Source organism: Kingella kingae ATCC 23330 (assembly GCF_900111845.1).
In the GTDB taxonomy this organism is placed as follows: domain Bacteria; phylum Pseudomonadota; class Gammaproteobacteria; order Burkholderiales; family Neisseriaceae; genus Kingella; species Kingella kingae.
Window position 1 is genome coordinate 1 of record NZ_FOJK01000007.1, and the last position, 22,880, is coordinate 22,880.

Annotated in this window: 21 protein-coding genes and 1 pseudogene; 10 read left to right on the forward strand and 12 right to left on the reverse strand. The window is 48.2% G+C overall.

All coding sequences use genetic code 11. The annotated features are described in order from the left end of the window. The 3 genes and pseudogenes from BQ5809_RS10680 to BQ5809_RS02580 all read right to left on the reverse strand — a co-directional run. Positions 1–88 (reverse strand): annotated as a pseudogene (locus tag BQ5809_RS10680) (IS5/IS1182 family transposase); the annotation flags it as partial. 303 nt (positions 89–391) lie between these two features. Further along, entirely contained in the window at positions 392–1,291 is a 900-nt protein-coding gene (asd, locus tag BQ5809_RS02575) for an archaetidylserine decarboxylase (RefSeq protein ID WP_003785687.1), read from the reverse strand. 2 nt (positions 1,292–1,293) lie between these two features. After that, on the reverse strand, positions 1,294–1,848 hold the full coding sequence (locus BQ5809_RS02580) for a tetratricopeptide repeat protein (protein WP_003785688.1): 555 nt from the start codon (positions 1,846–1,848) through the stop codon (positions 1,294–1,296). 232 nt (positions 1,849–2,080) lie between these two features. On the opposite strand from BQ5809_RS02580, the gene trmA reads away from it, so the two are divergent. The 9 genes from trmA (at position 2,081) to BQ5809_RS02625 (ending at position 10,882) form a co-directional block, all read left to right on the forward strand. After that, complete coding sequence (trmA, locus tag BQ5809_RS02585; RefSeq protein WP_003785689.1) at positions 2,081–3,160, forward strand: tRNA (uridine(54)-C5)-methyltransferase TrmA; 1,080 nt, start codon at positions 2,081–2,083, stop codon at positions 3,158–3,160. 5 nt (positions 3,161–3,165) lie between these two features. Next, complete coding sequence (locus BQ5809_RS02590) at positions 3,166–3,795, forward strand: Smr/MutS family protein (RefSeq protein ID WP_003785690.1); 630 nt, start codon at positions 3,166–3,168, stop codon at positions 3,793–3,795. Next, positions 3,795–4,553: a class I SAM-dependent methyltransferase gene (locus BQ5809_RS02595; protein WP_003785691.1), complete on the forward strand. Its 759-nt coding sequence runs from the start codon at positions 3,795–3,797 to the stop codon at positions 4,551–4,553. Before BQ5809_RS02590 ends, BQ5809_RS02595 begins: the two co-directional genes overlap by 1 nt. A gap of 33 nt (positions 4,554–4,586) precedes the next feature. Continuing rightward, positions 4,587–5,219 (forward strand): methyltransferase family protein, encoded by a 633-nt coding sequence (locus BQ5809_RS02600; protein WP_003785694.1) that lies wholly within the window; start codon positions 4,587–4,589, stop codon positions 5,217–5,219. Positions 5,220–5,324: 105 nt separating this feature from the next. Next, positions 5,325–6,332 (forward strand): 2Fe-2S iron-sulfur cluster-binding protein, encoded by a 1,008-nt coding sequence (locus BQ5809_RS02605; RefSeq protein WP_003785696.1) that lies wholly within the window; start codon positions 5,325–5,327, stop codon positions 6,330–6,332. Between the two features lie 11 nt (positions 6,333–6,343). Further along, positions 6,344–7,534 (forward strand): bifunctional phosphopantothenoylcysteine decarboxylase/phosphopantothenate--cysteine ligase CoaBC, encoded by a 1,191-nt coding sequence (gene coaBC, locus BQ5809_RS02610; protein ID WP_003785698.1) that lies wholly within the window; start codon positions 6,344–6,346, stop codon positions 7,532–7,534. Between the two features lie 62 nt (positions 7,535–7,596). Next, on the forward strand, positions 7,597–8,016 hold the full coding sequence (locus BQ5809_RS02615; RefSeq protein ID WP_003789697.1) for a DUF2147 domain-containing protein: 420 nt from the start codon (positions 7,597–7,599) through the stop codon (positions 8,014–8,016). 143 nt (positions 8,017–8,159) lie between these two features. Beyond that, positions 8,160–10,265: an AsmA family protein gene (locus tag BQ5809_RS02620; protein WP_230478901.1), complete on the forward strand. Its 2,106-nt coding sequence runs from the start codon at positions 8,160–8,162 to the stop codon at positions 10,263–10,265. A 2-nt stretch (positions 10,266–10,267) separates the two neighbouring features. Further along, entirely contained in the window at positions 10,268–10,882 is a 615-nt protein-coding gene (locus BQ5809_RS02625; RefSeq protein ID WP_003785701.1) for a riboflavin synthase, read from the forward strand. Positions 10,883–10,945: 63 nt separating this feature from the next. Here the strand turns inward: BQ5809_RS02625 and BQ5809_RS02630 are convergent, their stop codons facing one another. From BQ5809_RS02630 to BQ5809_RS02665, 8 genes are all read right to left on the reverse strand, one after another. After that, positions 10,946–11,482, reverse strand: coding sequence for an isochorismatase family protein (locus BQ5809_RS02630; protein WP_003785702.1), 537 nt, complete (start codon positions 11,480–11,482; stop codon positions 10,946–10,948). Positions 11,483–11,553: 71 nt separating this feature from the next. Further along, the gene (gene ftsZ / locus BQ5809_RS02635; RefSeq protein ID WP_003785703.1) at positions 11,554–12,744 is read right to left on the reverse strand and encodes a cell division protein FtsZ; all 1,191 of its coding nucleotides are present in this window, start codon (positions 12,742–12,744) and stop codon (positions 11,554–11,556) included. Positions 12,745–12,958: 214 nt separating this feature from the next. Next, positions 12,959–14,302, reverse strand: coding sequence for a cell division protein FtsA (gene ftsA, locus BQ5809_RS02640; protein ID WP_003785704.1), 1,344 nt, complete (start codon positions 14,300–14,302; stop codon positions 12,959–12,961). A gap of 13 nt (positions 14,303–14,315) precedes the next feature. Beyond that, a complete protein-coding gene (locus tag BQ5809_RS02645) occupies positions 14,316–15,074 on the reverse strand; it encodes a cell division protein FtsQ/DivIB (protein WP_003785705.1) in 759 nt (252 codons plus the stop codon). 12 nt (positions 15,075–15,086) lie between these two features. Continuing rightward, a complete protein-coding gene (locus BQ5809_RS02650; protein WP_003785706.1) occupies positions 15,087–16,010 on the reverse strand; it encodes a D-alanine--D-alanine ligase in 924 nt (307 codons plus the stop codon). Positions 16,011–16,090: 80 nt separating this feature from the next. After that, positions 16,091–17,497, reverse strand: a complete 1,407-nt coding sequence (gene murC, locus BQ5809_RS02655; RefSeq protein WP_003785707.1) for a UDP-N-acetylmuramate--L-alanine ligase — start codon at positions 17,495–17,497, stop codon at positions 16,091–16,093. A gap of 63 nt (positions 17,498–17,560) precedes the next feature. Beyond that, positions 17,561–18,025: a dihydroneopterin triphosphate diphosphatase gene (gene nudB / locus BQ5809_RS02660; RefSeq protein ID WP_003785708.1), complete on the reverse strand. Its 465-nt coding sequence runs from the start codon at positions 18,023–18,025 to the stop codon at positions 17,561–17,563. Continuing rightward, complete coding sequence (locus tag BQ5809_RS02665) at positions 18,025–19,419, reverse strand: mechanosensitive ion channel family protein (RefSeq protein ID WP_003785709.1); 1,395 nt, start codon at positions 19,417–19,419, stop codon at positions 18,025–18,027. Before BQ5809_RS02665 ends, nudB begins: the two co-directional genes overlap by 1 nt. Before the next feature lie 379 nt (positions 19,420–19,798). Between BQ5809_RS02665 and BQ5809_RS02670 the strand changes: the two genes are divergently transcribed. Next, positions 19,799–21,511, forward strand: coding sequence for a proline--tRNA ligase (locus BQ5809_RS02670; protein WP_003785710.1), 1,713 nt, complete (start codon positions 19,799–19,801; stop codon positions 21,509–21,511). 62 nt (positions 21,512–21,573) lie between these two features. Here BQ5809_RS02670 and efeB read toward each other — a convergent pair whose 3' ends face one another. Further along, the gene (gene efeB / locus BQ5809_RS02675) at positions 21,574–22,839 is read right to left on the reverse strand and encodes an iron uptake transporter deferrochelatase/peroxidase subunit (RefSeq protein WP_032827611.1); all 1,266 of its coding nucleotides are present in this window, start codon (positions 22,837–22,839) and stop codon (positions 21,574–21,576) included. Positions 22,840–22,880: the final 41 nt, after the last annotated feature.

A 22,880-nucleotide genomic window follows, 5' to 3' on the forward strand; every position in this document is an offset into this window, starting at 1 on the left:
GTAAATTTTTCTTGCGATAAATGCCAAGCTGTTTCAAAATAGGTAACAGTCTTGACCATGTTTCATTTGTAAGCGTGTTTCGGGACATGGCAAAGGTTTAGGATGGTTGTGTGGAAACAATATCTTAAATCCTTTGCCTCTTTTTTTTGAATTGTCAATAGCCCCTAGGGTATATTTCACAAATATTAAAATTTATCAAATAGTTTTTTGTGAATACAGGTTCTTATAGTGAATTAAATTTAGATTAGTACAGCGTTGCCAACTCCCTTATGTACTAGCTGTACACGGCAGTCGTTGTCGCCCTGTCCTAATCTAAATTTAATCCACTATAAAAAAGCAGCCTGCACTTTTGTTTATCAAAGAGTGCAGGCTGCTTTTTTATCTAACCCAATCAAGTCGCAATCAAATCGCCCAAACTTTCGCCCATTTTGGTTGGCGCACCTGCCACCAAGCGGCTATCCAGCTTCACGGTGTTGTGCATAAACAAATTCACAACCGTTGAACCCAAACGGAACGCGCCCATTTCCGCGCCTTTTTCCAAGTGTATGGCTTGCTCGCCATCGGCTGGGTATTCCCATACGCGCACGCCGTTTTCGCGTGGCGGATTGACTGTGCCGTGCCAAACGGTAGTCATGCTGGCGGTTACGGTTGCGCCCACCAAGATTTGTACCATTGTGCCAATGTCGGTATCAAACACGCAAATCACGCGCTCGTTGCGGGCGAATAAATTGGGGATGTGTTGCGCTAAAAAGGGATTGACGGAAAACAATTCGCCCGACACATAAATCATTTTTTGCAACGTGCCAGCGCAGGGCATGTGTACGCGATGATAGTCTTTGGGCGATAGGTAAGTGGTTAAAAATACGCCGTTTTCAAATTGCGCGGCAAGTTCGTTGTCGCCTGCCAACAAGTCGCTCAAAGTGAAGCTGTGTCCTTTGGCTTGCAACAGACGGTCGCGGTCAATGTCGCCGCTTTCGCTGACTTTGCCGTCTGCTGGCAAGCAAAGTTGCAGGTTGCTTTCTACAATAGGACGTGCGCCGTCTTTGAGTTCGCGCGTAAAAAATTCGTTAAACGTGGCAAAATCGCTGGCTTGGGATTTTTTTGCTTCTTGCCAGTTTATTTGATAGGCGTTGGCAAATTGTTGAATCACAAAATGCGTGATTTTGCCCCATTGTTTGTCGGCAAACCAGCCTGCACATCGGGTAACAGCCAGTTGTGGCAATAAATAGTGAAACGCGATTTTGGCGCGTTCACGGCAAGTAGGGCGCGAGTAAGGTTGCAAGTTTGCCATGTTTACACACCCATTTCGTTGAGTTGTCGCAAAGCAGCCTGCGCGTTGGCATCGCCCAAATCGGCGGCTTTTTGCCACCAGTGGCGGGCGTGGGCAAAGCGTTGTCCGTTGGCATACAACACGCCTAAATTGAATTGTGCGCCTGCGTGGTTTTGTAGGGCGGCGGCTTCAAACCAGTCGGCGGCTTCATCGTCGTCTTGGGCTACGCCGTCGCCATTGTGGTATGCCTGTCCCAAAAAGTATTGGGCATCGGCATCGCCAGCTTGGGCGGCTTGTAGCCACCATTGCACGGCTTGTTCGGATTGTTGAGCGTGCATCAGCAAGTAGCCCAAATGGGTTTGTGCTGGCGCGTTGCCCAGTTTGGCGGATTTTTCGCACCATTGTTGCGCCATTTCGGCACTTTGTTCTACGCCTTCGCCGTTTTCATACAAAATAGCGATGTTGTGGCAGGCTTGTGGGTGGTCTTGCTCGGCAAGTTTTGTCCATTCTGCCAACGCGGTGGCGTAGTCTTGGTTTTGATAGGCAATCATGCCTGCGTCTTGTTCTGGGGTTGTCATGGGGTTTCCTTGTGTTGGTAAGGTGGGAATTTTAAGATAACCGTAGGGTGGGTGCTTGCACCCACACAGTTTGAAATTTTGACTAATGATTTAAATTATCTAAATAATCTAAAAATGCGTGAGTGCAAGCACCCACCCTACGAAGTTTCGCAAACATTCAAAATGGGTGACATTATAACCGAGAGAGATTAGCTTGCGATATAATGCGCCCTTTTGTTGATAAGCAAACATCATGCCCTATTTAACTCAATTACAAGAAAAAACCGAACGCCTACACGCGCAACTTGCTCCGTTTGGCGCAAGCAGCCTGCACATTGTTCCGTCTGCCGAACAAGGCTATCGAATGCGCGCCGAATTTCGCATTTGGCACGAGGGCGAGGAAATTTCGTATGCCATGTTTCAAGCAGGCAGCAAAGCATCGTCTGCCAGTTTGATTAAATTGCAGCAATTTCCAGCCGCGTACAGCAGCATCAACGCGCTGATGCCTGTGTTATTGCAACGCATTGCAGGCTGCTCGGTACTCAAAACGCGCTTGTATCAATGCGAATTTTTGGCAACATTAAGCGGTGAAATGTTGATTACGCTGATTTATCACAAAAAACTAGACGATGAATGGCAACAAGCAGCCTGCACTTTGCAACAAGAATTGGGCGTGTGGATAATTGGGCGCAGTCGTGGGCAAAAAATCGTGCTGCAACAAGATTTTGTTACCGAACGATTAAACGTACACGGCGAAACCTTTCAATATCGCCAACTAGAAGGCGGCTTCACGCAGCCCAACGCCCAAGTCTGCGAAAAAATGCTGGAATGGGCGTGCGAACAAGCACAAGGCGCAGGCGGCGATTTGCTGGAATTGTATTGCGGCAACGGCAATTTTACCTTGCCTTTATCGCGCCATTTCAACCGCGTGTTGGCAACCGAAGTCTCCAAAACATCGGTAGCGGCGGCGCAATGGAACATCGCAGCCAACCGCGCCGACAATATCCGCATTGCGCGTTTGTCTGCCGAAGAGTTTTCTGCCGCATTTGCTGGCGGACGCGAGTTCACGCGCTTGAAACAAAACGGCATTGAATTGGCAGATTACGATTTTTCTACCATTTTTATTGATCCGCCCCGCGCAGGCGTGGATGACGAAATGCTCAAATTGGTGGCGCAGTTTGACCGCATTATTTATGTATCGTGCAACCCCGATACGCTGTGCGCCAATTTAGCCACGCTCACGCAAACGCACACACTGCAATCTGCTGCCTTGTTTGACCAATTTCCGTTTACGCACCACATTGAAAGTGGTGTGATATTGTTGAAAAAGTAACGCACATGAATTTCCAAGACCAGCTCAAAACGCTGCATCAGCAAGCCAAAGCGCAAACCAAAGCGCGTGAAGCTGCCGAAGCGGAAGCCAAAAAACGCGCTGCCGAGCAAGCCGATGTGAATTTTGCCGATTTAATGAAAGACGTGCAGCCGATTAAATCGCCCAATCAATACATTCCGCCCAAAGACAAATCGCCGATTAAACCGCGTCCCAAAAACACAGAACTGGAACAAGACAATCTGTTTTTTGTGGGGGATGGCGGTGTGCCAATGGACATTCCCAGCACGTTCAGTAAAAACGGACAAGGCAGCAACGACATCAAACGCCTGCAAAATAGGCATTATGACGTGGTTGCCGATGTGGATTTGCACGGCTACACGCAAGACGAAGCGCAACAAGTGTTAAACGAATTTATAGAATTTGTGAAACAACGCGGCGTGTGTGGCGAAATCGTGCATGGCAGCGGCTTGGGTTCACGCGGTTATACGCCCGTACTCAAATCGCTGACACGTCGCTGGCTTATGGCGCACCCCGATGTGTTGGCGTATTGCGAGCCACACAAAGGCAACGATGGCGCGGTGCGGATTTTGGTCAAACGTCCGCGCAGAATAGACCCTTTTGCGGAAGATAAATAATGCAGGCTGCTTTTTTTGTTTACACCGATTGCGCCGATTTGCCCGATTTTTTACTGGCATTATTGCCCACGCAGCCCTTGCAAAAGCAGCCTGCACAAGGCGTGTTTTTGCGCTACGATGAACGCGGTTTGAGCTTGTGTAAAGCAGGCGAAAAAGGCGTGGTACAAGTGGATTTTGCAGCAGGGGCAGCCGAATATCGCCGCACCAAAGGCGGTGGCGAGCTGATTGCCAAAGCGGTAAACCACACCACGCAACCTGTGGTGTGGGACGCAACTGGCGGTTTGGGGCGCGATAGTTTTGTGTTGGCAAGTTTGGGTTTGCACGTTTGCACGTTTGAGCAAAATCCAGCCGTGTTTGCGCTGTTGGCAGACGGCTTGCATCGTGCTCAAAAGCAGCCTGCACTTGCGCCGATTGTGTCGCGTATCACGTTGATACACGATAATGCAGCGCAACAATTTGCCACCCAAATCGCACAAGGCAAGCCCGATGTGGTGTATTTAGACCCGATGTATCCCGAGCGACAAAAGTCCGCCGCCGTCAAAAAAGAAATGGCGTATTTTCACGAATTGGTGGGCTTGTCCGAAGCACAAAACGATGCCGAATTATTGCAGGCTGCTTGTGCGGTGGCAAAAAAGCGCGTGGTGGTCAAGCGTCCGCGTTTGGGCGATTTTTTGTGCAACAAGCAGCCTGCATACCAATACACGGGCAAATCCACGCGATTTGATGTGTATTTGCCAACAGGCACACAAATTGCTTAAAAATTCTTATTTACCATATAAACAGGATTAACCATGTTTTTGAATATGTCTTTAAAACAAATCATTTTAGAATTAGCCATGAAAATCATGGCAGCATCGGGAATTACCTATTTTGCCCATAATATTTGGCTTAATTATCAAGCCACGCACAGCATAACCAGTTTGATTATGCTTGCAGGAGAAATTTTAACGATTACATTAGTTATTATTGCCAAACCAACCAATACACGTGATTTCAACCCTATTCCATGTTTGGCTACCATTTTGGCGAGTTTTTATTTCTTTTTCATTTCTCTGGATTCGGAGACAAATATCCAGATTATTCCTGACAGTGTAACGGCTGGCATTGCCATTGCAGGATTAGTTTGGCAAATCTATGCCAAAATTTATTTAGGTCGTAGTTTTGGTTTGTTGCCAGCGTGCAGAACAGTAGTGGATACTGGTCCTTATAAATTAATTAGACATCCGATTTATTTTGGTTACTTTGTTACTCATATGGGTTTTTTATTAAATAATTTTTCATTATGGAATGTAACCGTTTTGCTGTGTTTGTATTTGTTGCAATTCCTGCGCATGATTTATGAAGAAAATGTTTTGTGCCAAAATGAGCAATATCGTGAATATAAACAACGTGTAAAATACCGATTTATTCCTTTTGTTTTGTAAAAGACATGAATGCAGGCTGCTTAAATTTTCCAAGCAGCCTGCATTATTGATTTCACTATATAATAATGCGGCTTTTATTTTTTCTATTATCCAACCAACCAAACCATGTCCCAAATAACCGTATCTCCCAGCCAAACCCAGTTCACCGCCCACGACAACGAAACCATTTTGTCTGCCGCCATTCGCAACGGCATCAATTTGCCGCACTCTTGCCAAAGTGGCGTGTGTGGCAGTTGCGCGGCGGTGTTGCTGTCGGGTGAAGTCCAACAAAGCGATGAATATGATGACTATGTATTGAGCGCAGAGCAGCGCGAAGCAGGCACAATTCTGCTGTGCTGCTCGCAAGCACAAGGCGATGTGGCGATTGATATGCCGTCTTACGCAGGCGCAAAAGCCATTGCCATTCGCACGTTGCCTGCGCGAATTGGTCAAGTAGATTTGCGCAATGACGTTGCCGTGCTAACGATTGCCTTGCCCAAAGCCCCGCCATTTCAGTTTTACGCAGGGCAATACATGGAAATTTTGCTCAAAGATGGCAGCCGCAGCTATTCCATTGCTAACGCGCCCAGCCAATCGGGTTCGTTGGAGTTTCACGTTCGCCTGCATGAAGGTGGTTTGTTTTCGCCACAGCTTTTTTCGGGCAACTTAAAAAGCGGTTCTATTATTCGTTTACGCGGGCCGCTCGGTTCGTTTTATCTCAATGAAGAAAGTGGCGATAAACCGCTGATTTTGTTGGCAACAGGCACAGGATTCGCGCCGATTAAATCTATTTTGACGCATTTGGCGCAAACACAAAATACGCGCCACGTTCATGTTTACCACGGCACGCGCTTTGCCAACGGTTTGTACGATGAAGCCGCCTTGTGCGAAGTGTTGGCGCAGTTGCCCAACGCCAAATACACGCCTGTTTTGTCGCGCCCAAACGATGACTGGACGGGCGCAACAGGCTATATCACCGAACACGTTTTGCGCGATTATCCCGATTTGTCGGCGCATGAAGTCTATGCTTGCGGTTCGCCCGATATGGTGCGCGACAGCAAAGCGGCATTGGTGGCGCAGGCAAAGTTGCCCGAACAAGCGTTTTATAGCGATGCGTTTACCGCGCACGTTTAAGGAAAACCAGAATGTCTAAACACATTTTATTGGCGATTACAGGCTCTATCGCCGCATACAAATCGTGCGAATTGGTGCGTTTGCTAAAAAAACAAGAGCATGAAGTGACCGTTGCCATGTCCGAAGCAGCCTGCACTTTTGTTACGCCACAAACTTTTCAGGCGTTGAGTGGCAATCCTATTCTCACGGCACAAGGCGGTGCAGGCAACGGCATGGCGCATATCAACGCCACTCGCGCTGCCGACATCATGCTGATTGCGCCTGCATCGGCAAACACGATTGCCAAAATCGCGCATGGCATTGCCGACAACATCATCACCGAAATGGTAGCAGCGCGAAATTGCCCTTTGGTGCTTGCGCCTGCCATGAACGTGGAAATGTGGCAAAACCCAGCTAATCTACGCAATATCAAACAGTTGCAAGCAGACGGCGTACACATCATGCAGCCTGCACATGGCGAGCAAGCCTGTGGCGAAGTGGGAGTAGGGCGTATGTTGGAAGCAGCGGAAATTGCCGATTTGCTGCCCGATTTTTGGTCGCCTAAACCCTTGTTGCACAAAAAAATCGTCATCACGGTGGGCGCGACTTATGAAGCGATTGACCCTGTGCGTGGCATTACCAATATTTCTAGCGGACAAATGGGCGTTGCCTTGGCGCGAGCCTGTCGCCGTGCAGGGGCAAACGTGGTATTGATTCACGGCAAAATGCAGGCTGCTTTGCCTGTTGGCATGGCGCATACGCAAGAAGCGATTAGCGCAAAAGCCATGTACGATGCTGTGTTAGAACACTTGCCCAATGCCGATGCGTTTATTGCGGTGGCAGCGGTGGCAGATTATCGCGTGAGCAATCAATCGGCACAAAAAATCAAAAAAGACCAGTCTGGCAAACCGCCTGTGATTAAGCTGGCAGAAAACACCGACATTTTGCAGCAAGTCGCCAAAAGCGAAAACGCGCCGTTTTGTGTGGGTTTTGCCGCCGAGAGCGAAAACGTGTTGGACAACGCCCGCGCCAAACGCAAACGCAAAGGCATTCCGCTGTTGGTTGCCAACGATGTGTCGCAGGCAATGGGCAAGCCGACCAATCAAATCACGTTGCTAGACGATGAGCGCGAAACCGAGTTGCCCGAAATGAGCAAAGATGCCACCGCCGAGTGCATTGTGTTACGCATGGCTGGTTTGATGTTGCGCGATAGTAAAAAGTAACTTGCATTTTGATTAGAGCGATTGCACAATACGTTTTTTTTGATTTAGACGAAAGGCTCAACATGACAAAGAATGTATTTTTGGCAACCGTTTTAACCGCCTGTATGAGCTTGGCACACGCTGATAGCATTGAAGGCAAATGGCAAACGGTGGATGACAAAAGTGGTCAGCCCAAAGCGGTGGTGCAGATTTCGCGCGCTGGTGATGTGTATAATGGCACGATTGTGTCGCTTGCGCCCAATGTGGAAAACGTTTGTCCCGCGTGCAGCAATAAACGTTCGCTGATTGGTTTGCAAGTGGTATCTGGTTTGCGCGATGACGGCAATGGTGGTTACAACAATGGCAAGATTTTTGACCCCAAATCGGGCAAAACATACAGCTCCAAAGCCACGATTACTGATGGTGGTAACACCTTGAAAGTGCGTGGATTTGTGGGCGTTTCGTTGTTGGGCAGAACGCAAACCTGGAAGCGCGTGCGTTGATTGATAATTAAAAAAGCAGCCTGCACTTGGATTGAATATAAAGTGCAGGCTGCTTTTTATTGTAATAAACCTTTTTCAAGCTGTGATTATTTTGCTACAATTTGCGCCTTGTTTTTATTTTTTACTTGACTATGCAAACTTTTTTGAAACACGCACCCCGATGGGTTGCCTTGCTGTCTTACACGGTATTGGCGTTGGTGTTGGCATACGTTGGCGCGTATGCCACGCTTTATCGCGTGTCCGATGTGCATACGCTCAACCAACGTGCGGCAACTGTTTTGCAAGGCACGGGTTATTCCGTGTCTTTTGATGCAGATATTGGTCGGCATTTGTTTCCGCGTCCGACGATTGTTTTACGAAATGTTCAGCTTCGCGCCAATCAGCAAAATGCGCCCGATTTAACCGTTGCCGAGATGAAAATCGGCATTGCGTGGCAAAGTTTGTGGGGCGATGTGGTGGTGGAAAAACTGGTATTAGACCAAGCGCAGGGCAAGTTGTATCGCACCAATCAAGGCAAATGGAATGTGTCGGCGTTGATGCAAGCCAAACAGGGCGATGCGCCGTTGCCGAGTTTTAACCGCATTTTGGTGGAACGCAGCCAACTGGGCGTGCATTACTACAATCAAGATTGGACGTTGCAAGACATTTCTTTGCAGTTAATGCCCGATGGCGACACGCATCGCTATCATTTAAACGCCAATATTCCTGCACTGTTTTGGGACGCTTTTAATGTGCAGGCTGCTGGCAAACTGCAAATCACGCCCGATGGCTTGTTGTTGCCCGATTTAGCGGCGCAATTTTCGGGCAAAGAGCGTGGCTACGATTTTGTGGGTACGCTGCATTCGGCGGTGCAGGTGCAGCAGGAAAAATTGCTGGCAAAACAAAATCGGATTATGTTGGATAGCAAGCACTATCAAACGCACATCAATACAACGATTGAGCAGTTACTACATCAACAAAATGGCGAATGGGAATCCAAAAATGGCGCGATGGTGTTGTCGGCAAACCCAGACGAATGGCGTTATCAAGCCACGCTCAAATGGGCGCAATTGGATTGGTCGGAGCAGCGTGCGCGTAGCCAAGAGTTGAACTTGAATTTAAACGCAAGCAGCCTGCAACAAGAGCCGATAACGCTGACGGCATATAGCGATATGGATTGGAATAGGGCATCTGGCTGGTCGTTTCCCAAGTTTAAGTTGATGACTTTGCAGGAAAATCCAAGCAAACCGCGATTTGTGAGCGAATGGGAAGGCAGCCTGCACATTCAATCGCCCAAACATTGGCAGGCGCAGGCGCAGGGTTTGTTTGACCGTCAGCCAGCCAGTTGGGTGTTGCAGCGCAACGATGCCAATGTGCAGGGCAGCGTGAATTTGGCGAAATTGCAGTTGCGCCAGTATTTGAATCCCGACAAAGAATGGCAGCTGGGCGATTGGCGTTATCCTGATTGGTTGCAGGACAATATCTCGTTGAATGTGCAAGTGAATTTGGACGATTTGGAATTGGACGGCGCGAGTGTGAACAATATTCGCAGCACGGTGCAAGCCGATGCGGAGCGCGTGGCGATTGACCCGATGAGTGCCGATGTGTACAACGGCAAAAGCGCAGGCAGCCTGCACATTTTGAACCGTCAGCCAATGGAATGGGAGCTGAATCAATCTGCGCAAAATATTGAAGTGCAGCCGCTGTTGCAAGATTTGTTCCAGTACAGCCGTTTTTCGGGCAAGGGCAATGTGGATTTGTCGTTGCGCGGACAAGGACTGCATTATCGCGATTGGTTGCCCAATTTTTCGGGCAGCCTGCAACTGGATATTCAAGATGGCGAATGGCAGGGCATTAATTTTTCCCAGTTGGCGAAAAAAATATCGGGCGAGCCGCAACTTTTAGCGAACAACGAAACGCCCAAAACGCCGTTTTCGCATTTTCAACTGCACACGAAAATTGAGCAGGGCGTGAGTAAACACCAAAGCCAAGCGACTTTGTTGCGTCCAGCGGCAACGGTGCAAGGGCAGGGCGAATACCATTTCCAACAAAATCAGCTTGATGAAGATTTGTTGATTGTGGGCGAGGGCAGTCAAACACCGTTGCCGTTGCACATTCGCGGTAAGCTGGACGAGCCTGAAATCAGCCTGAATTATCAACAAATGACATCGGGCTTAAAAACGCCACAAGAGAAGCAACAAGCCGTGTCGGACACGCTGAAAAAGCAATGGCAATGGCTGTTGCAATCCAATCAAAAAAATAAGGAATAACCATGTTTACAGGAATTGTGCAGGGTATGGGCAAGCTGGTGGCAATCAAGCAGCCTGCACCCGATTTTCGCACCCATACCGTTGTCTTGCCCGATGAAATGAGAGGTGCATTGCAGCAGGGCGCATCGGTTGCCCACAACGGCTGCTGCTTAACGATTACGCACATTCGCGGCAACGAAGTGGATTTTGATTTGATGGCAGAAACCTTGTCGCTGACCAATTTGGGCGATTTAGCGGTGGGTGATTGGGTCAATTTGGAACGCGCGGCGCGATTTGGCGATGAAATTGGCGGTCATGTGATGAGCGGACACATCATCACGCAGACCGAGATTACGCGCATAGACGACAGCGAACACAATCGCACCGTTTGGTTTGTGCTGCCCGATGCGATTAAGCCGTATATTTTGAGCAAGGGTTTTGTTGGTTTGGACGGTTGCAGCCTGACAATTGGTACGGTAACGGACACGGAATTTAATGTGCATTTGATTCCCGAAACCTTGCAGCGCACCTTGTTTGGCAGTCGCAAAGTGGGCGATAAAATCAATGTGGAAATTGACGCGCAAACCCAAGCGATTGTGGATACGGTGGAGCGTGTGTTGGCAGGACGGGGCGCGTAGTAAGACGAAATAGGCAAAAGCAGCCTGCACTTTTTGATGATTTAAAGTGCAGGCTGCTTTTGATTAGACGATTAGTTTGGAAATTGTCTTAAATTGCGGATGCTTGGCATCGCGCAGTAATTGAAATAGCAAAGATTCTACATTGCTGACCACGATGCCTGCATCACGCATTTGCTGTAAACCATTTTGTTTATTGGCATCGGTGCGCGATGTAACGCATTCTTGCGGAATCCAAATATTTAGCCCATTTTGACGCAAATCCAGTGCGGTTTGCAAAACACAAATATGTGTTTCACAGCCCAGCAAAATCATGTTTTGCGTTGAATGAGCTGCCAAAGCAGCCTGCACTTCTGCGGTGTATGCTGAAAATTGTGTTTTTTCAAACGTAGTCACATCGGGGAACAACGCCGTAATATCAGCAACGGTTTTGCCCAAGCCTTTGGGATATTGCTCGGTCAAAATAATGGGGAGTGATAAGTGCGTACTGGCAGTGATGAATTTTTTACACGCCGCCACAAACGCATCGGCTTGGTGCAAAGCTGGCAACAAGCGTTCTTGGATATCAATAACCAAAACCAAAGTATTTTGTTGATTTAACATACGATTTCCTTTTTGCTATTGAAAAAGCAGCCTGCACAAAAATAAATCCATGTGCAGGCTGCTTTTAATGTTTAATCTCCGCGATTTTGACGACGCAATACGGCAGGCGTTTCAAAATCATCAATCACAGATTGGCTGGCAAAATCGGCTGCCACCAAGTTCATGCTACGCGCTTCACGTCCAGAGCGAACCAAAGTCTCTACACCGCTATTAAACGCTTGTGGTTCGGCATAAGAAGAACGTACATTAGAAGTCGTTGCAGCAGGGCGAGTATAGCTTGGCAGAGTGTCGTTATCTTTCAAACCAGTCGCGATAATGGTAATGCGAATGGCATCTTCCGCCATAGATTCGTCTTCTGCCGTACCGAATTTTAGTTCAGCATCAGGCGCAGCATAATCGCTCACTACTGCCATGATTTCTTCGTACTCGTCCAAGATAAAACAATCGGGCGCAGTCGTAATGTTTACCAACACGCCACGTGCACCGCTCAGGCTCACATCGTCCAATAATGGGCTAGAAATCGCTTGCTCTACGGCGATTCGCGCACGGTCGCTACCTTTGGATTCGCCAATGCCCATCATCGCCATGCCTGTGATACTCATCATGTTTTTGACATCGGCAAAGTCCAAGTTGATTAAACCTGGGCAAGTTACGATTTCGGAAATACCCGCCACGCCATTACGCAACACATTATTGGCAGCGCGGAACGCTTCTTTAACGGTTACGCCTTTGCCCAATGCTGACAACAATTTATCGTTTGGAACAACAATCAACGAATCCACTTGTTGTTTTAACAATTCAATGCCTTGCTGAGCAACTTGACCGCGTTTACCTTCGTGTTTAAATGGACGAGTTACCACGGCAACGGTCAAAATGCCCATTTCTTTGGCGATTTCGGCAATCACAGGGGCTGCGCCTGTGCCTGTGCCGCCGCCCATACCTGTGGTAATGAACAACATATCTGCGCCGCTAATTGCTGTTGAAATGGCTTCGCGGTCTTCCAAAGCGGCATCACGTCCCACTTCTGGGTTTGCGCCTGCGCCTAAACCGCGTGTCAAACTTGCGCCCAGTTGAATTTTGGTTGCTGCTTGGTTGTTGTGCAGCGATTGTGCATCGGTGTTGGCACTAATGTATTCAACGCCGCGAATCGGGTTTTCAATCATATTGTTGATGGCATTGCAACCGCCACCGCCAACGCCAATTACTTTAATTACGGCAGGACCTGTGGTTGTTTCAGGAAATTGATACGCGGGGTTTGTCATAAATAAGGCTCCTCACGCTAGTGGGCTAACGTGTCGTTAAAATCAAATGAAATGAAAAAGTGCAGGCTGCCTGCATTCAAGTTGGGAAATCTGTATTCGGAATGTTTATTCGATACAGTTTATAGTGAAGTAAAATAAAAATGGGACAAGGCGACAACGCCTGCCGTGTACAAACAGCACACAAGGAATACCATTTCAATTTCACTTCACTATATCATAAATTTTCACGCATCCATTTAAGTGCTTTGCTAAAAATATTGGCTTTGCGTGGGTGCGGTTCGGGCAAATCCAATTCGGGGAGATGCAATGAATCGTTTTGCTCGATTTCTTCGTCTGCATAAGCAGATTCGTTTGATGAATCGGTATGCTTTTGGTTTCGCGTAACTGCCAAGCCTGCGCTGCTACCGCTTAACTTGGCGCGTTGTTTGGCAGCCTGCAATAAGCCCATTGCGGTGGCATAGCGTGGATTGCGAATGCGCTCGGACAAATGTCCTGAATCATAAGGCACACCCACACGTGCAGGCAAATTGAATACGTCTTCGGTTAATTCTACCACACCACGCAGCAGCGATGCGCCGCCTGTTAAAACAATGCCCGATGTCAGCACTTCTTCTGGGAAACCTGCGCGGCGCAATTCGTTTAAGCTCAACTCCAAAATTTCTTCTACGCGCGGGCCAATCACGCTTGCCAAGGTGCTGCGTGCAATTTGACGCGGCAAACGGTCGCCCACGCTTGGCACTTCCACCATTTCGTCCAAGCCGTCCAAATCTTCCAATGCCGCGCCGTGATAAATTTTGATGCGCTCGGCAGCGTTGTATGGTGTACGTAATGCTTGGGCTAAATCGCGAGTAATGGAATCGCCTGCAATCGGAATAACGGCAGTATGGCGAATCGCGCCATTGGTATAAACCGAAATATCGGTTGTGCCGCCGCCAATATCAATCACACAAACGCCCAATTCTTTTTCGTCTTCGGTCAAAACGGCATCGGCAGACACCAAAGGTTGCAGCATAATGGCATCGACTTCCAAATCGCAGCGTTTAATGCATTTTTGGATATTTTGCAATGCGGTTACTGCACCTGTGATGATGTGAACGCGCGTATCCAAGCGCACGCCACTCATGCCAATCGGCTCGCGTACACCTGGTTGGTTGTCAATAATGTATTCCTGCACCACAGTATGTAAAATTTGGTGGTCGGGCGGAATGTTCACGGCTTTGGCGGTGTCTTTGGCGCGGTCAATATCGGCTTTGCTTACTTCGCCGTCTTTGATTTTGACTACGCCTTGCGAGTTTAGGCTGCGAATGTGATTACCTGTGATGCCTGTGGTAACGCTGCGGATTTTGCAGCCTGCCATGCGTTCGGCTTCATTCATCGCTTGCTGAATGGATTGGGCGGTGGCGTCAATATTGGTTACCATGCCTGCTTTTAAACCGCGTGATTCCGCTTCTGCCATGCCAACAATATTGATTTCGTCGTCCACTACTTCGCCAATAAGGGCAATGACTTTTGAAGTTCCAATATCTAGCGCACAAACGTATTGTTTATTTTCATTCATATTCGTTCCAGTATCAATTAATCGTTTTTGCTGGGTCACCTGATGTCATAGCGGCGACGGGGTTCATTTCTTTGGGTGCATCTTCATTCAAGCGAATAGAAAACGCATCGGGATAACGCATATCCACATAATCCAAATAGGGGGCTAATGTGTTTAAATCGCGCACCCAATATTGTGTAAAACGGTTGATGCGGCTATGGACTTGGTCTTTGCCCAATCGCACTTCTACGCCATTGTTTAGGCGCAATGTCCATGCGCCGCGTTCATCGTATTTTAAACGCTCTACTTCTAGGCGCAAAGGTTTGAGCTGCGCATTAATCAACATATATTGGTGCAGCATATTGGGCAGTTCGGCAGGGGGGCTGTCCAATTCTACGATTTTCTGTTCGGTTTCTGCCTGAAAAATCTGCCCTGCTGGTGTGACCAAACCTGCACGATAACCTTGATTCAACCAACGCGCGGCGACTTGGTATTCTTCTATTTGTACTTCAATGGTGGACGGCGATACGCGATTGACTTTGGCATGCGCTACCCACGGCACTTGCAAAGCCGCTTTTTGAGCAGCCTGCACATTGATATTAAAAAAACTGCCAGTTAAATGAGGCAAAACTGCTTGAAAAACTTGTGTTTGATTGGCGTTTGTCCACGAACCTTGCTGATTCACAATGCTGATATTGGCAATTTGAAAATATGGGTGCTGCACAATATACGTTCCGATTGCCCACAAAATCAGCAAATAGGATAAATAAATGGCATATTTCAAAAACTTCACATTATGACTTTCTTATGCAGGCTGCTTGGCATTATTCAAAATCGCGATACACAAGTCAGCAAAATCAATACCAATTTGTTTGGCGGATTTGGGGATTAGGCTGTGGCTGGTCATGCCAGGTAGTGTATTGGCTTCCAAAATATACAAGCAGCCTACACTGTCTTTCAGAAAATCAATGCGTCCCAAGCTGTTGCCGCCGCCAATCGCTTCAAAGGCTTGTTGGGCAAGGTGTTGCATACGCGCTTCGTCATCGGCATTTAAATCGGACGGACACAAATAAACCGTGTCATCGCGCAAATATTTGGCTTCGTAGTCGTAAAACTCGGTTTGCGGAATAATGCGAATGGTGGGCAAGGCTTGACGATTGAATACGCCGCAAGTGTATTCGCCGCCCGACATAAATTGTTCTGCCAAAATCACGCCATGTAAGCCCATGTCGCGCAATTTGGCGTATTCGGTTGCCAAATCGCCAGCTTGTTTGACCTTAACCACGCCCACGCTGCTGCCTTCTGCGGCTGGCTTGATGAACAGAGGCAAGCCCAGTTGTTGTTCCACTTCGGCAAAGTGGCTGTTGTCGTGTAGCACCACAAACGGCGGAATCGGCAAACCCAATGCCGACCAAATCAATTTGCAGCGATATTTGTCCATGCCCAACGCCGATGCCAATACGCCACAGCCTGTGTAAGGAACGCCCAAGGCTTCCAACGCGCCTTGCACCGTGCCATCTTCGCCATAAGTGCCGTGCAAAATATTGAAGGCGATGTCAAAGCCTTGTTTTTTGAGTTTGGCTAACTCGGTTTGTGCGGGGTCAAACGGGTGCGCGTCCACGCCTTTGCTGCGTAGTGCGTCCACAATCGCTTGTCCGCTAATCAAGGAAATTTCGCGTTCTGATGAAAATCCGCCCATTAAGACGGCGACTTTGCCAAATTGGTTCATTTGCTGCTTTCTTACAAGCAGCCTGCACTTTTGGATAAACAGAAAATGCAGGCTGCTTTTTAATATTTTTGTTGATTGAATTACGCTTGTGCTGTTGTATCGACCAAAGCCTGCGCGGTTCGGTTGATACTGCCTGCGCCCATGGTCAGCACCACATCGCCGTCTTTGAGTACGCTTAACAAGATGCTGGGCAAGGCATTGATGTCGGCGCAATAAATTGGCTCAACCAAGCCACGAGCGCGCACGGCGTTGGCAAGCGAATGGGCGTTGGCATCGGGAATCGGTGCTTCGCCAGCGGCATACACTTCGGTTAGCACCACGCGGTCGGCGGTGGATAGCACATCAACAAATTGATAGAACAAATCTTTGGTGCGTGTGTAGCGATGTGGCTGAAATGCCAATACCAAGCGGTTGTTGGGATATGCACCGCGCGTGGCGGCAATGGTGGCTGCCATTTCAACGGGGTGATGACCGTAGTCGTCAATAACCAACGCTTTGCCGCCTTGTGGCAGCGCGATTTCGCCATAGCTCTGGAAGCGGCGACCTACGCCTGCAAAGTTCGCCAAACCTTGTTGAATGGCAGCAACTGGGGCTTTGCATTCCAGCGCAACGCCAATACTTGCCAGCGCGTTCAACACATTGTGGCGACCTGGAAGATTGAGCGTTACATCAAACGATTGCAGGCTGCTTTCGTGGCGGAAATTGACGGTAAACTGCATTTGTGCGCCATTGGTTTGCACGTTAGTGGCGTAAATATCAGCTTGGTCGTTGTCAATCGCATAGGTGGCGAATGGTTTTTTGATTTTGGACAAAATGGTGCGAACGTGCTCGCTGTCTATACACAAAAACGCTTTGCCATAAAACGGCATACGGTGGACAAAATCAATAAACGCTTGGTGCAAACGGTTCACGTCTTGACCATAGGTGTCCATGTGGTCTTCGTCAATATTGGTAATCACGGTGATCACAGGCGACAAATACAAGAAAGACGCATCGCTTTCATCGGCTTCGGCAACCAAATATTCGCCTTTGCCTAGTTTGGCGTTTGTGCCTGCGGCGGTTAGTTTGCCACCAATCACAAAAGTCGGGTCAAGCCCTGCTGCGCCCAAAATAGACGCGGTTAAGCTGGTGGTGGTGGTTTTACCGTGCGTACCTGCAATGGCAATGCCGTCTTTTAGGCGCATGAGTTCTGCCAACATCATCGCGCGTGGAATCACAGGAATGTGTTGTGCCAAAGCAGCCTGCACTTCGGGGTTTTCGTGGGCGATGGCGGTGGACGTAACCACCACTTCTGCGCCGTCAATGTGTTCGGCGGTATGACCAGGAAACACACGCACGCCCAGTTGGCTCAAATGACGTGTTACCGCGCTTTGGCTTTGGTCAGAACCCGAAACATGGAAGCCCAAGTTGTGCAAAACTTCGGCAATGCCGCACATGCCTGCACCGCCAATACCAACAAAATGGATATTCTTGATTCGATTTTTCATACTTAAAACTCACGTCTCGGTTTGACCGCAAAAAAAGTGGGTATTTTAAAGATATCGTTGCGATTAGGCTAGGTTTTTTACCATATTTTGTTGCCGATGCCATTGTTCGATGATGTCGCGGTTGGACGGTGAAAAAACCTGCGCGGCGGCAACCAATGCAGGCTGCCATGTGTAAGCCGTGTGTTCGCTCAATAGAATGGGCGTATCGCGTTGAATTTGTGAAGAAAACCAATGCTCGGTGTTGTGCGTTACGCCTGCTGCGTAACGATGTCGCCAATGTTCAAAAATTTCGTATTCAACGCAATGTTGCCAATCGTGCAGGCTGCTTGGGTCTAGCACGATGCCTGTTTCTTCGGCAACTTCGCGCAAAGCAGCCTGCACAGGGGTTTCATCGTTTTCCAAGCTGCCCGTTACCGATTGCCAAAATCCAGCGTGGTCGATGCGTTCGAGCAGCAAAACGTGGTCTGCGCCATCGTGTAGCAAAACCAAAACAGAAACGGGACGTTTGGGTGCAGGCTGCTTGTTCATTATTCGTCGTCCTGTTCGGGTTCGTTGGAGCGCGTGTCTTGGCTGGCGGCGTGCATTTTGGCTTTGAGCAACGCCATATCGCTGGGCGCTTGTTCTTCTGGCAAGATGCGGACTTCGCGTTGTGGGAATGGGAACTCGATGCCCTCTTCGTTAAATCGCTGCCAAATCGTCATCAAAATGGCGGAATACAAGCCCAAAAAGCCGTTTTCTGGGTCTTTTACCCAAAAGCCGACACGCAAATCGATGCCGTTTTCGCCAAAATTGGTCAAAAACGCATTGGGCTTGGATTCGCTATCCACACGTTCTTGTGCGGCGGCGGCTTCTTGTAAAATGCGTAATGCCAGCGTTAAATCGGTGTGATACGCCACTTGAATATCCAAACTTTGATACAACGCCTTGCCTGTGTACGATTCATTAATCACGGTGCTGGTCACAAACGTTTCGTTGGGGATTAAGGCTTCTTGTCCGCCTGCGCTGCGTAGTACCACAAAACGCGAAGTGATTTCGGTTACATAGCCTGTGAAATTGTTTACGGTTAAACGGTCGCCTGGGCGAATGGAGCGGTCTGCCAAAATAATAAAGCCCGACACATAATTGCTGGCGATTTTTTGTAAACCAAAACCCAAGCCCACCCCCAACGCACCACCAAATACCGACAAAATGGTTAAGTCGATGCCAACCAAGGGCAGGGCGATGAGTACCGACAACACAATGGCAACGGTAGAAATCACTTTGGATAATACAATTCGCAAATTGATGTCCAAATTGCTTTGCATGAGCTTGCCGTTGAGCCAACGCGCAAACCATGTCATCAACAACAATACTACGCCCACCCACAACAAGCCTGTGAGCAAGGTAAACAAGCTGATTTTGCTTTTGCCGATGGTGAATTCCAACTCGCGCATCCAATTCAAAATAATGTCGTCAATGCCCGACACCCACAGCAAGAAGCACACCCACAACGTGCCTGCTGCAGTGCGTTCAATCGAATCAATCCATTGATTGCGTGGCAAGGCGGCGTGCAACAATGCCAGCAGCAAACGAATCACAATCATCCAGTTGGCTGCCAGCACCAAAAAGCGCAACCATAAACTTGGATAGCCCAATACTTGCCACACAATTTGTCCTGCAATACCCAATATCAGCATTACAACGGGAAACAAAATGCGTTTGGTTGCATGGCGAATCAGGTGCGAAGATATTTGCTTGATTTTTTGATTGGTGTTGATGATGCGTTCTGCGGCAATGAATGCTACAACCATTAAAGAGATAGCGATGAGCAATTCTATCCAACCTGCAGGCTGCTTGAAGCTGCTTTCCAATAGATTAGCGGCGAATTGTTCGCGGGCAAACAGATTGCCGAAGATGTCGCGCCATGAGTTTGAAATGGTCATTGTTTTTCCCTTATTTGTGATGTGTACTAGGTTACATCATAACAGAATTAGGCTATTCAGCCAAAAATTGCCCACAGCATCTGTGGATAACTTTTGTCAGAATACTGATGAAAATTTAAAATTTCTTTATGCATAAAGACTCAATCAAAGCTGCCTTTTTTTTAGGCAAAACTGGCATTGACAAAAATAATTTCATATTAAAACGTTGAATTTATATGGTTTTATTTTTGATGTAATGTGCAGGCTGCTTGATAAATTGCCTTAACAATGGTTAGGAAGTGTTGTTTTTTTTGTTTTTCGTCTGTTCAAATCCTTGTTACAATTCGCGCTTTTGACGGTGCAGGCAGCCTGCACTTAAAACCGCTACGGAAACCGAATTATGAAAGCCAGTCAATTTTTTATTTCAACATTAAAAGAAGCCCCAGCCGAAGCCAGTTTAGCCAGCCATAAGCTCATGCTCCGCGCAGGTTTAATTAAAGCCAACGCGTCAGGTTTGTACACATGGATGCCAATGGGTTTGCGCGTGTTGCGAAAAGTGGAAGCGATTGTGCGCGAAGAAATGAACCGCGCAGGCGCGATTGAATTGCTTATGCCTGTTGTTCAACCTGCTGATTTATGGAAAGAAAGCGGACGTTGGGATTTTTATGGCGATGAATTGTTACGCATTACCGACCGTCACGAAAATCCATTCTGTTTCAGCCCAACTTGCGAAGAGATGATTACCGACATCGTCCGCAAAGAAGTCAATTCATACAAACAGTTACCAAAAAATTTCTATCACATCAACACCAAATTCCGCGATGAACGCCGTCCACGTTTTGGCGTAATGCGTGCGCGTGAATTTGTGATGAAAGATGCCTATTCATTCCACGCGGATTTTGATTCGCTGAAAGAAACGTATCAAAATATGTATGACGCTTATTGCCGTGTTTTCAATCGTTTAGGATTGAATTTCCGTCCTGTTGCGGCGGATACAGGCAGCATCGGCGGCACGGGTTCGCATGAATTTCAAGTGTTGGCGGAAAGCGGCGAAGATGTGATTGCGTACAGCGACAGATCGGATTACGCAGCGAACGTGGAATTGGCGCAAACTTTGCCGCTTTCAGGCAGCCGTGCCGCCGCGCAAAATGAATTGACGAAAATTCACACGCCCAACACAAAAACCATTGATGAATTAGTGAAATTCTTGAATGTGCCAGTTGAAACGACTTTGAAATCTATCGTGGTTGAAGGCGAAGAAGACGGTGAATTAGTGCTGTTGTTGTTGCGTGGCGACCATGAATTTAACGACATCAAAGCGGAAAAATTGGCGGGCGTGAAATCGCCTTTGACAATGGCAAGCGCGGACGCGATTTTGGCAGCGTTTGGTGCGAATGGCGGTTCTTTGGGTCCAGTGGGTTTCAAAGGGAAAGTGTATGCGGATTTCGCGACGGAAAAAGGTGCGGATTGGGTCATCGGTGCAAACGTGGACGACTACCACTACACAGGTTTCAATTTCGGGCGCGATGCGGCAGAACCTGAATTTGTGGACTTACGCAACGTGGTAGAAGGCGATCCAAGCCCTTGCGGTTCAGGCAGCCTGAAATTGGCGCGTGGCATTGAAGTGGGACACGTTTTCCAGTTGCGCGACAAATATTCCAAAGCGATGAACGCGACGTTTTTGGACAACAACGGCAAATCGCAAATCATGGAAATGGGCTGCTACGGCATTGGCGTTACGCGCATTGTGGCGGCGGCGATTGAGCAAAACAATGATGAACGCGGCATTATTTGGACGGATGCGATGTCGCCATTCACGGTTGTGATTGTGCCGATGAATTACAAAAAATCGGACGATGTGAAAGCGGCGGCGGACAAGATTTACGCCCAATTGCAAGCGGCGGGTGTGGATGTATTGTTGGACGACCGCGATGAACGCGCTGGTGTGTTGTTGAATGACAGCGAATTGTTGGGCATTCCGCACCGTGTTGTGATTGGCGACCGCGCGTTAAAAGAAGGCAATGTGGAATACGCGCAACGCCGTGATACAGAATCACAAGCGATTAGCGTGAATGACATTGTGGCGAAAATCGTTGCGACATTGACAAAATAATTGGTAAATATTAAAGTGCAGGCTGCTTTTGAAATCATACAAAAGCAGCCTGCACTTTTATCTTAACTCAACAAATTCTGCGCCAAAAATTCGCCTTTTTGCACGCCTGCCAACGTGAAGAAATAGCCACCACCAAATGGGCTAATGTATTCTTCCAGTGGTTCTAGGTTCAACAAATTTTGCACAAACAAAAAGCCGTCTGCCAAATTGGCTTGATAGCAAATGAACACCAAGCCGACATCTAGCTGCCCATTTTTTGCCAAACCGCGCGAGTAATCAAACGGTCGGCGATAGAGTTGATGTCGCTTCAAAAATTCGGCATCGCGCGGATTGGCAAGGCGCATATGGCTGTCTTTTGGCACAACGTCGCCGTTTGGGTCACTGGCATAATTGGGCGTGTCGTGTTCGTGTTGCATACCCAACGGTGCGCCCGAATATTTATCGCGCCCAAAAATCGCTTCTTGCTCTTGCAGCGGCGTTCTGTCCCAAAATTCTACAAAATGGCGAATCAGGCGAATGGCTTGATAGCTGCCGTTTTTTGTCCACGCTGGTTCGTCCAAGCTGTTTTCTGCCACGCCTGTCCACAAAACCGAATCGGCAATTTGGGGGTCACTGATATTGGGATTGGCTGTGCCGTCTCTAAATCCAAACAAATTTCGCGCGGCGGTGTCGGGTTCGGTTTTGGGTAAAAAGCCGTCTATGCTCCAACGCGGCACGGCAAACGCCGATGTGTTTTTGATGATGTCGCGCAGGGCGTTTTGACACGTTTCGGGCGAAAACGCGCAAAATTGAATGCTGATGTCGCCATCGCACCAAGCAGCCTGCAATTTGTCGTTGGGAAAATCGCGCATTTCTTGTAAATGCTTGGGCTTTTTATCGCCCAATCCAAAGCGTTGGTCAAACAAACTTGCGCCAACCGAAACCGTTATCGTCAAGCCATCTGGTGGCACGACTTTGCCCAAAATGCCGCTGCCTGCTGGTGGCAAACTTTTGTCGCCGTCTTGCAATTCGCCACCTTGCGTCAAAAATTCAATACGCGCGGTTAAGGCACGGAAATAATTGCTCAATTGCGATACATTTTGCGCGGTTAAATCAAACGCGCACACAATGCCAAAATTTTGGTGCGGTTCAACAATGCCTGCTTGGTGCGTGCCATAGCAGGGATAGCTTTGCTGGCTGTGTCCTGTTGCCGATTCGCCTGTTGCTGCGCTGGCAGCTGGTGCAGATTGTGCCGATTGTTGGCTGCACGCATTCAACGCGCCCATTGCCACGGCTGCACCCGATAGCGTAGCAGCCTGCATTAAACGTCTGCGAGTTAGGTTTGTCATGATTTGTCCTTTGTTTGGTTGATTTTATTGTTGTGATTGGG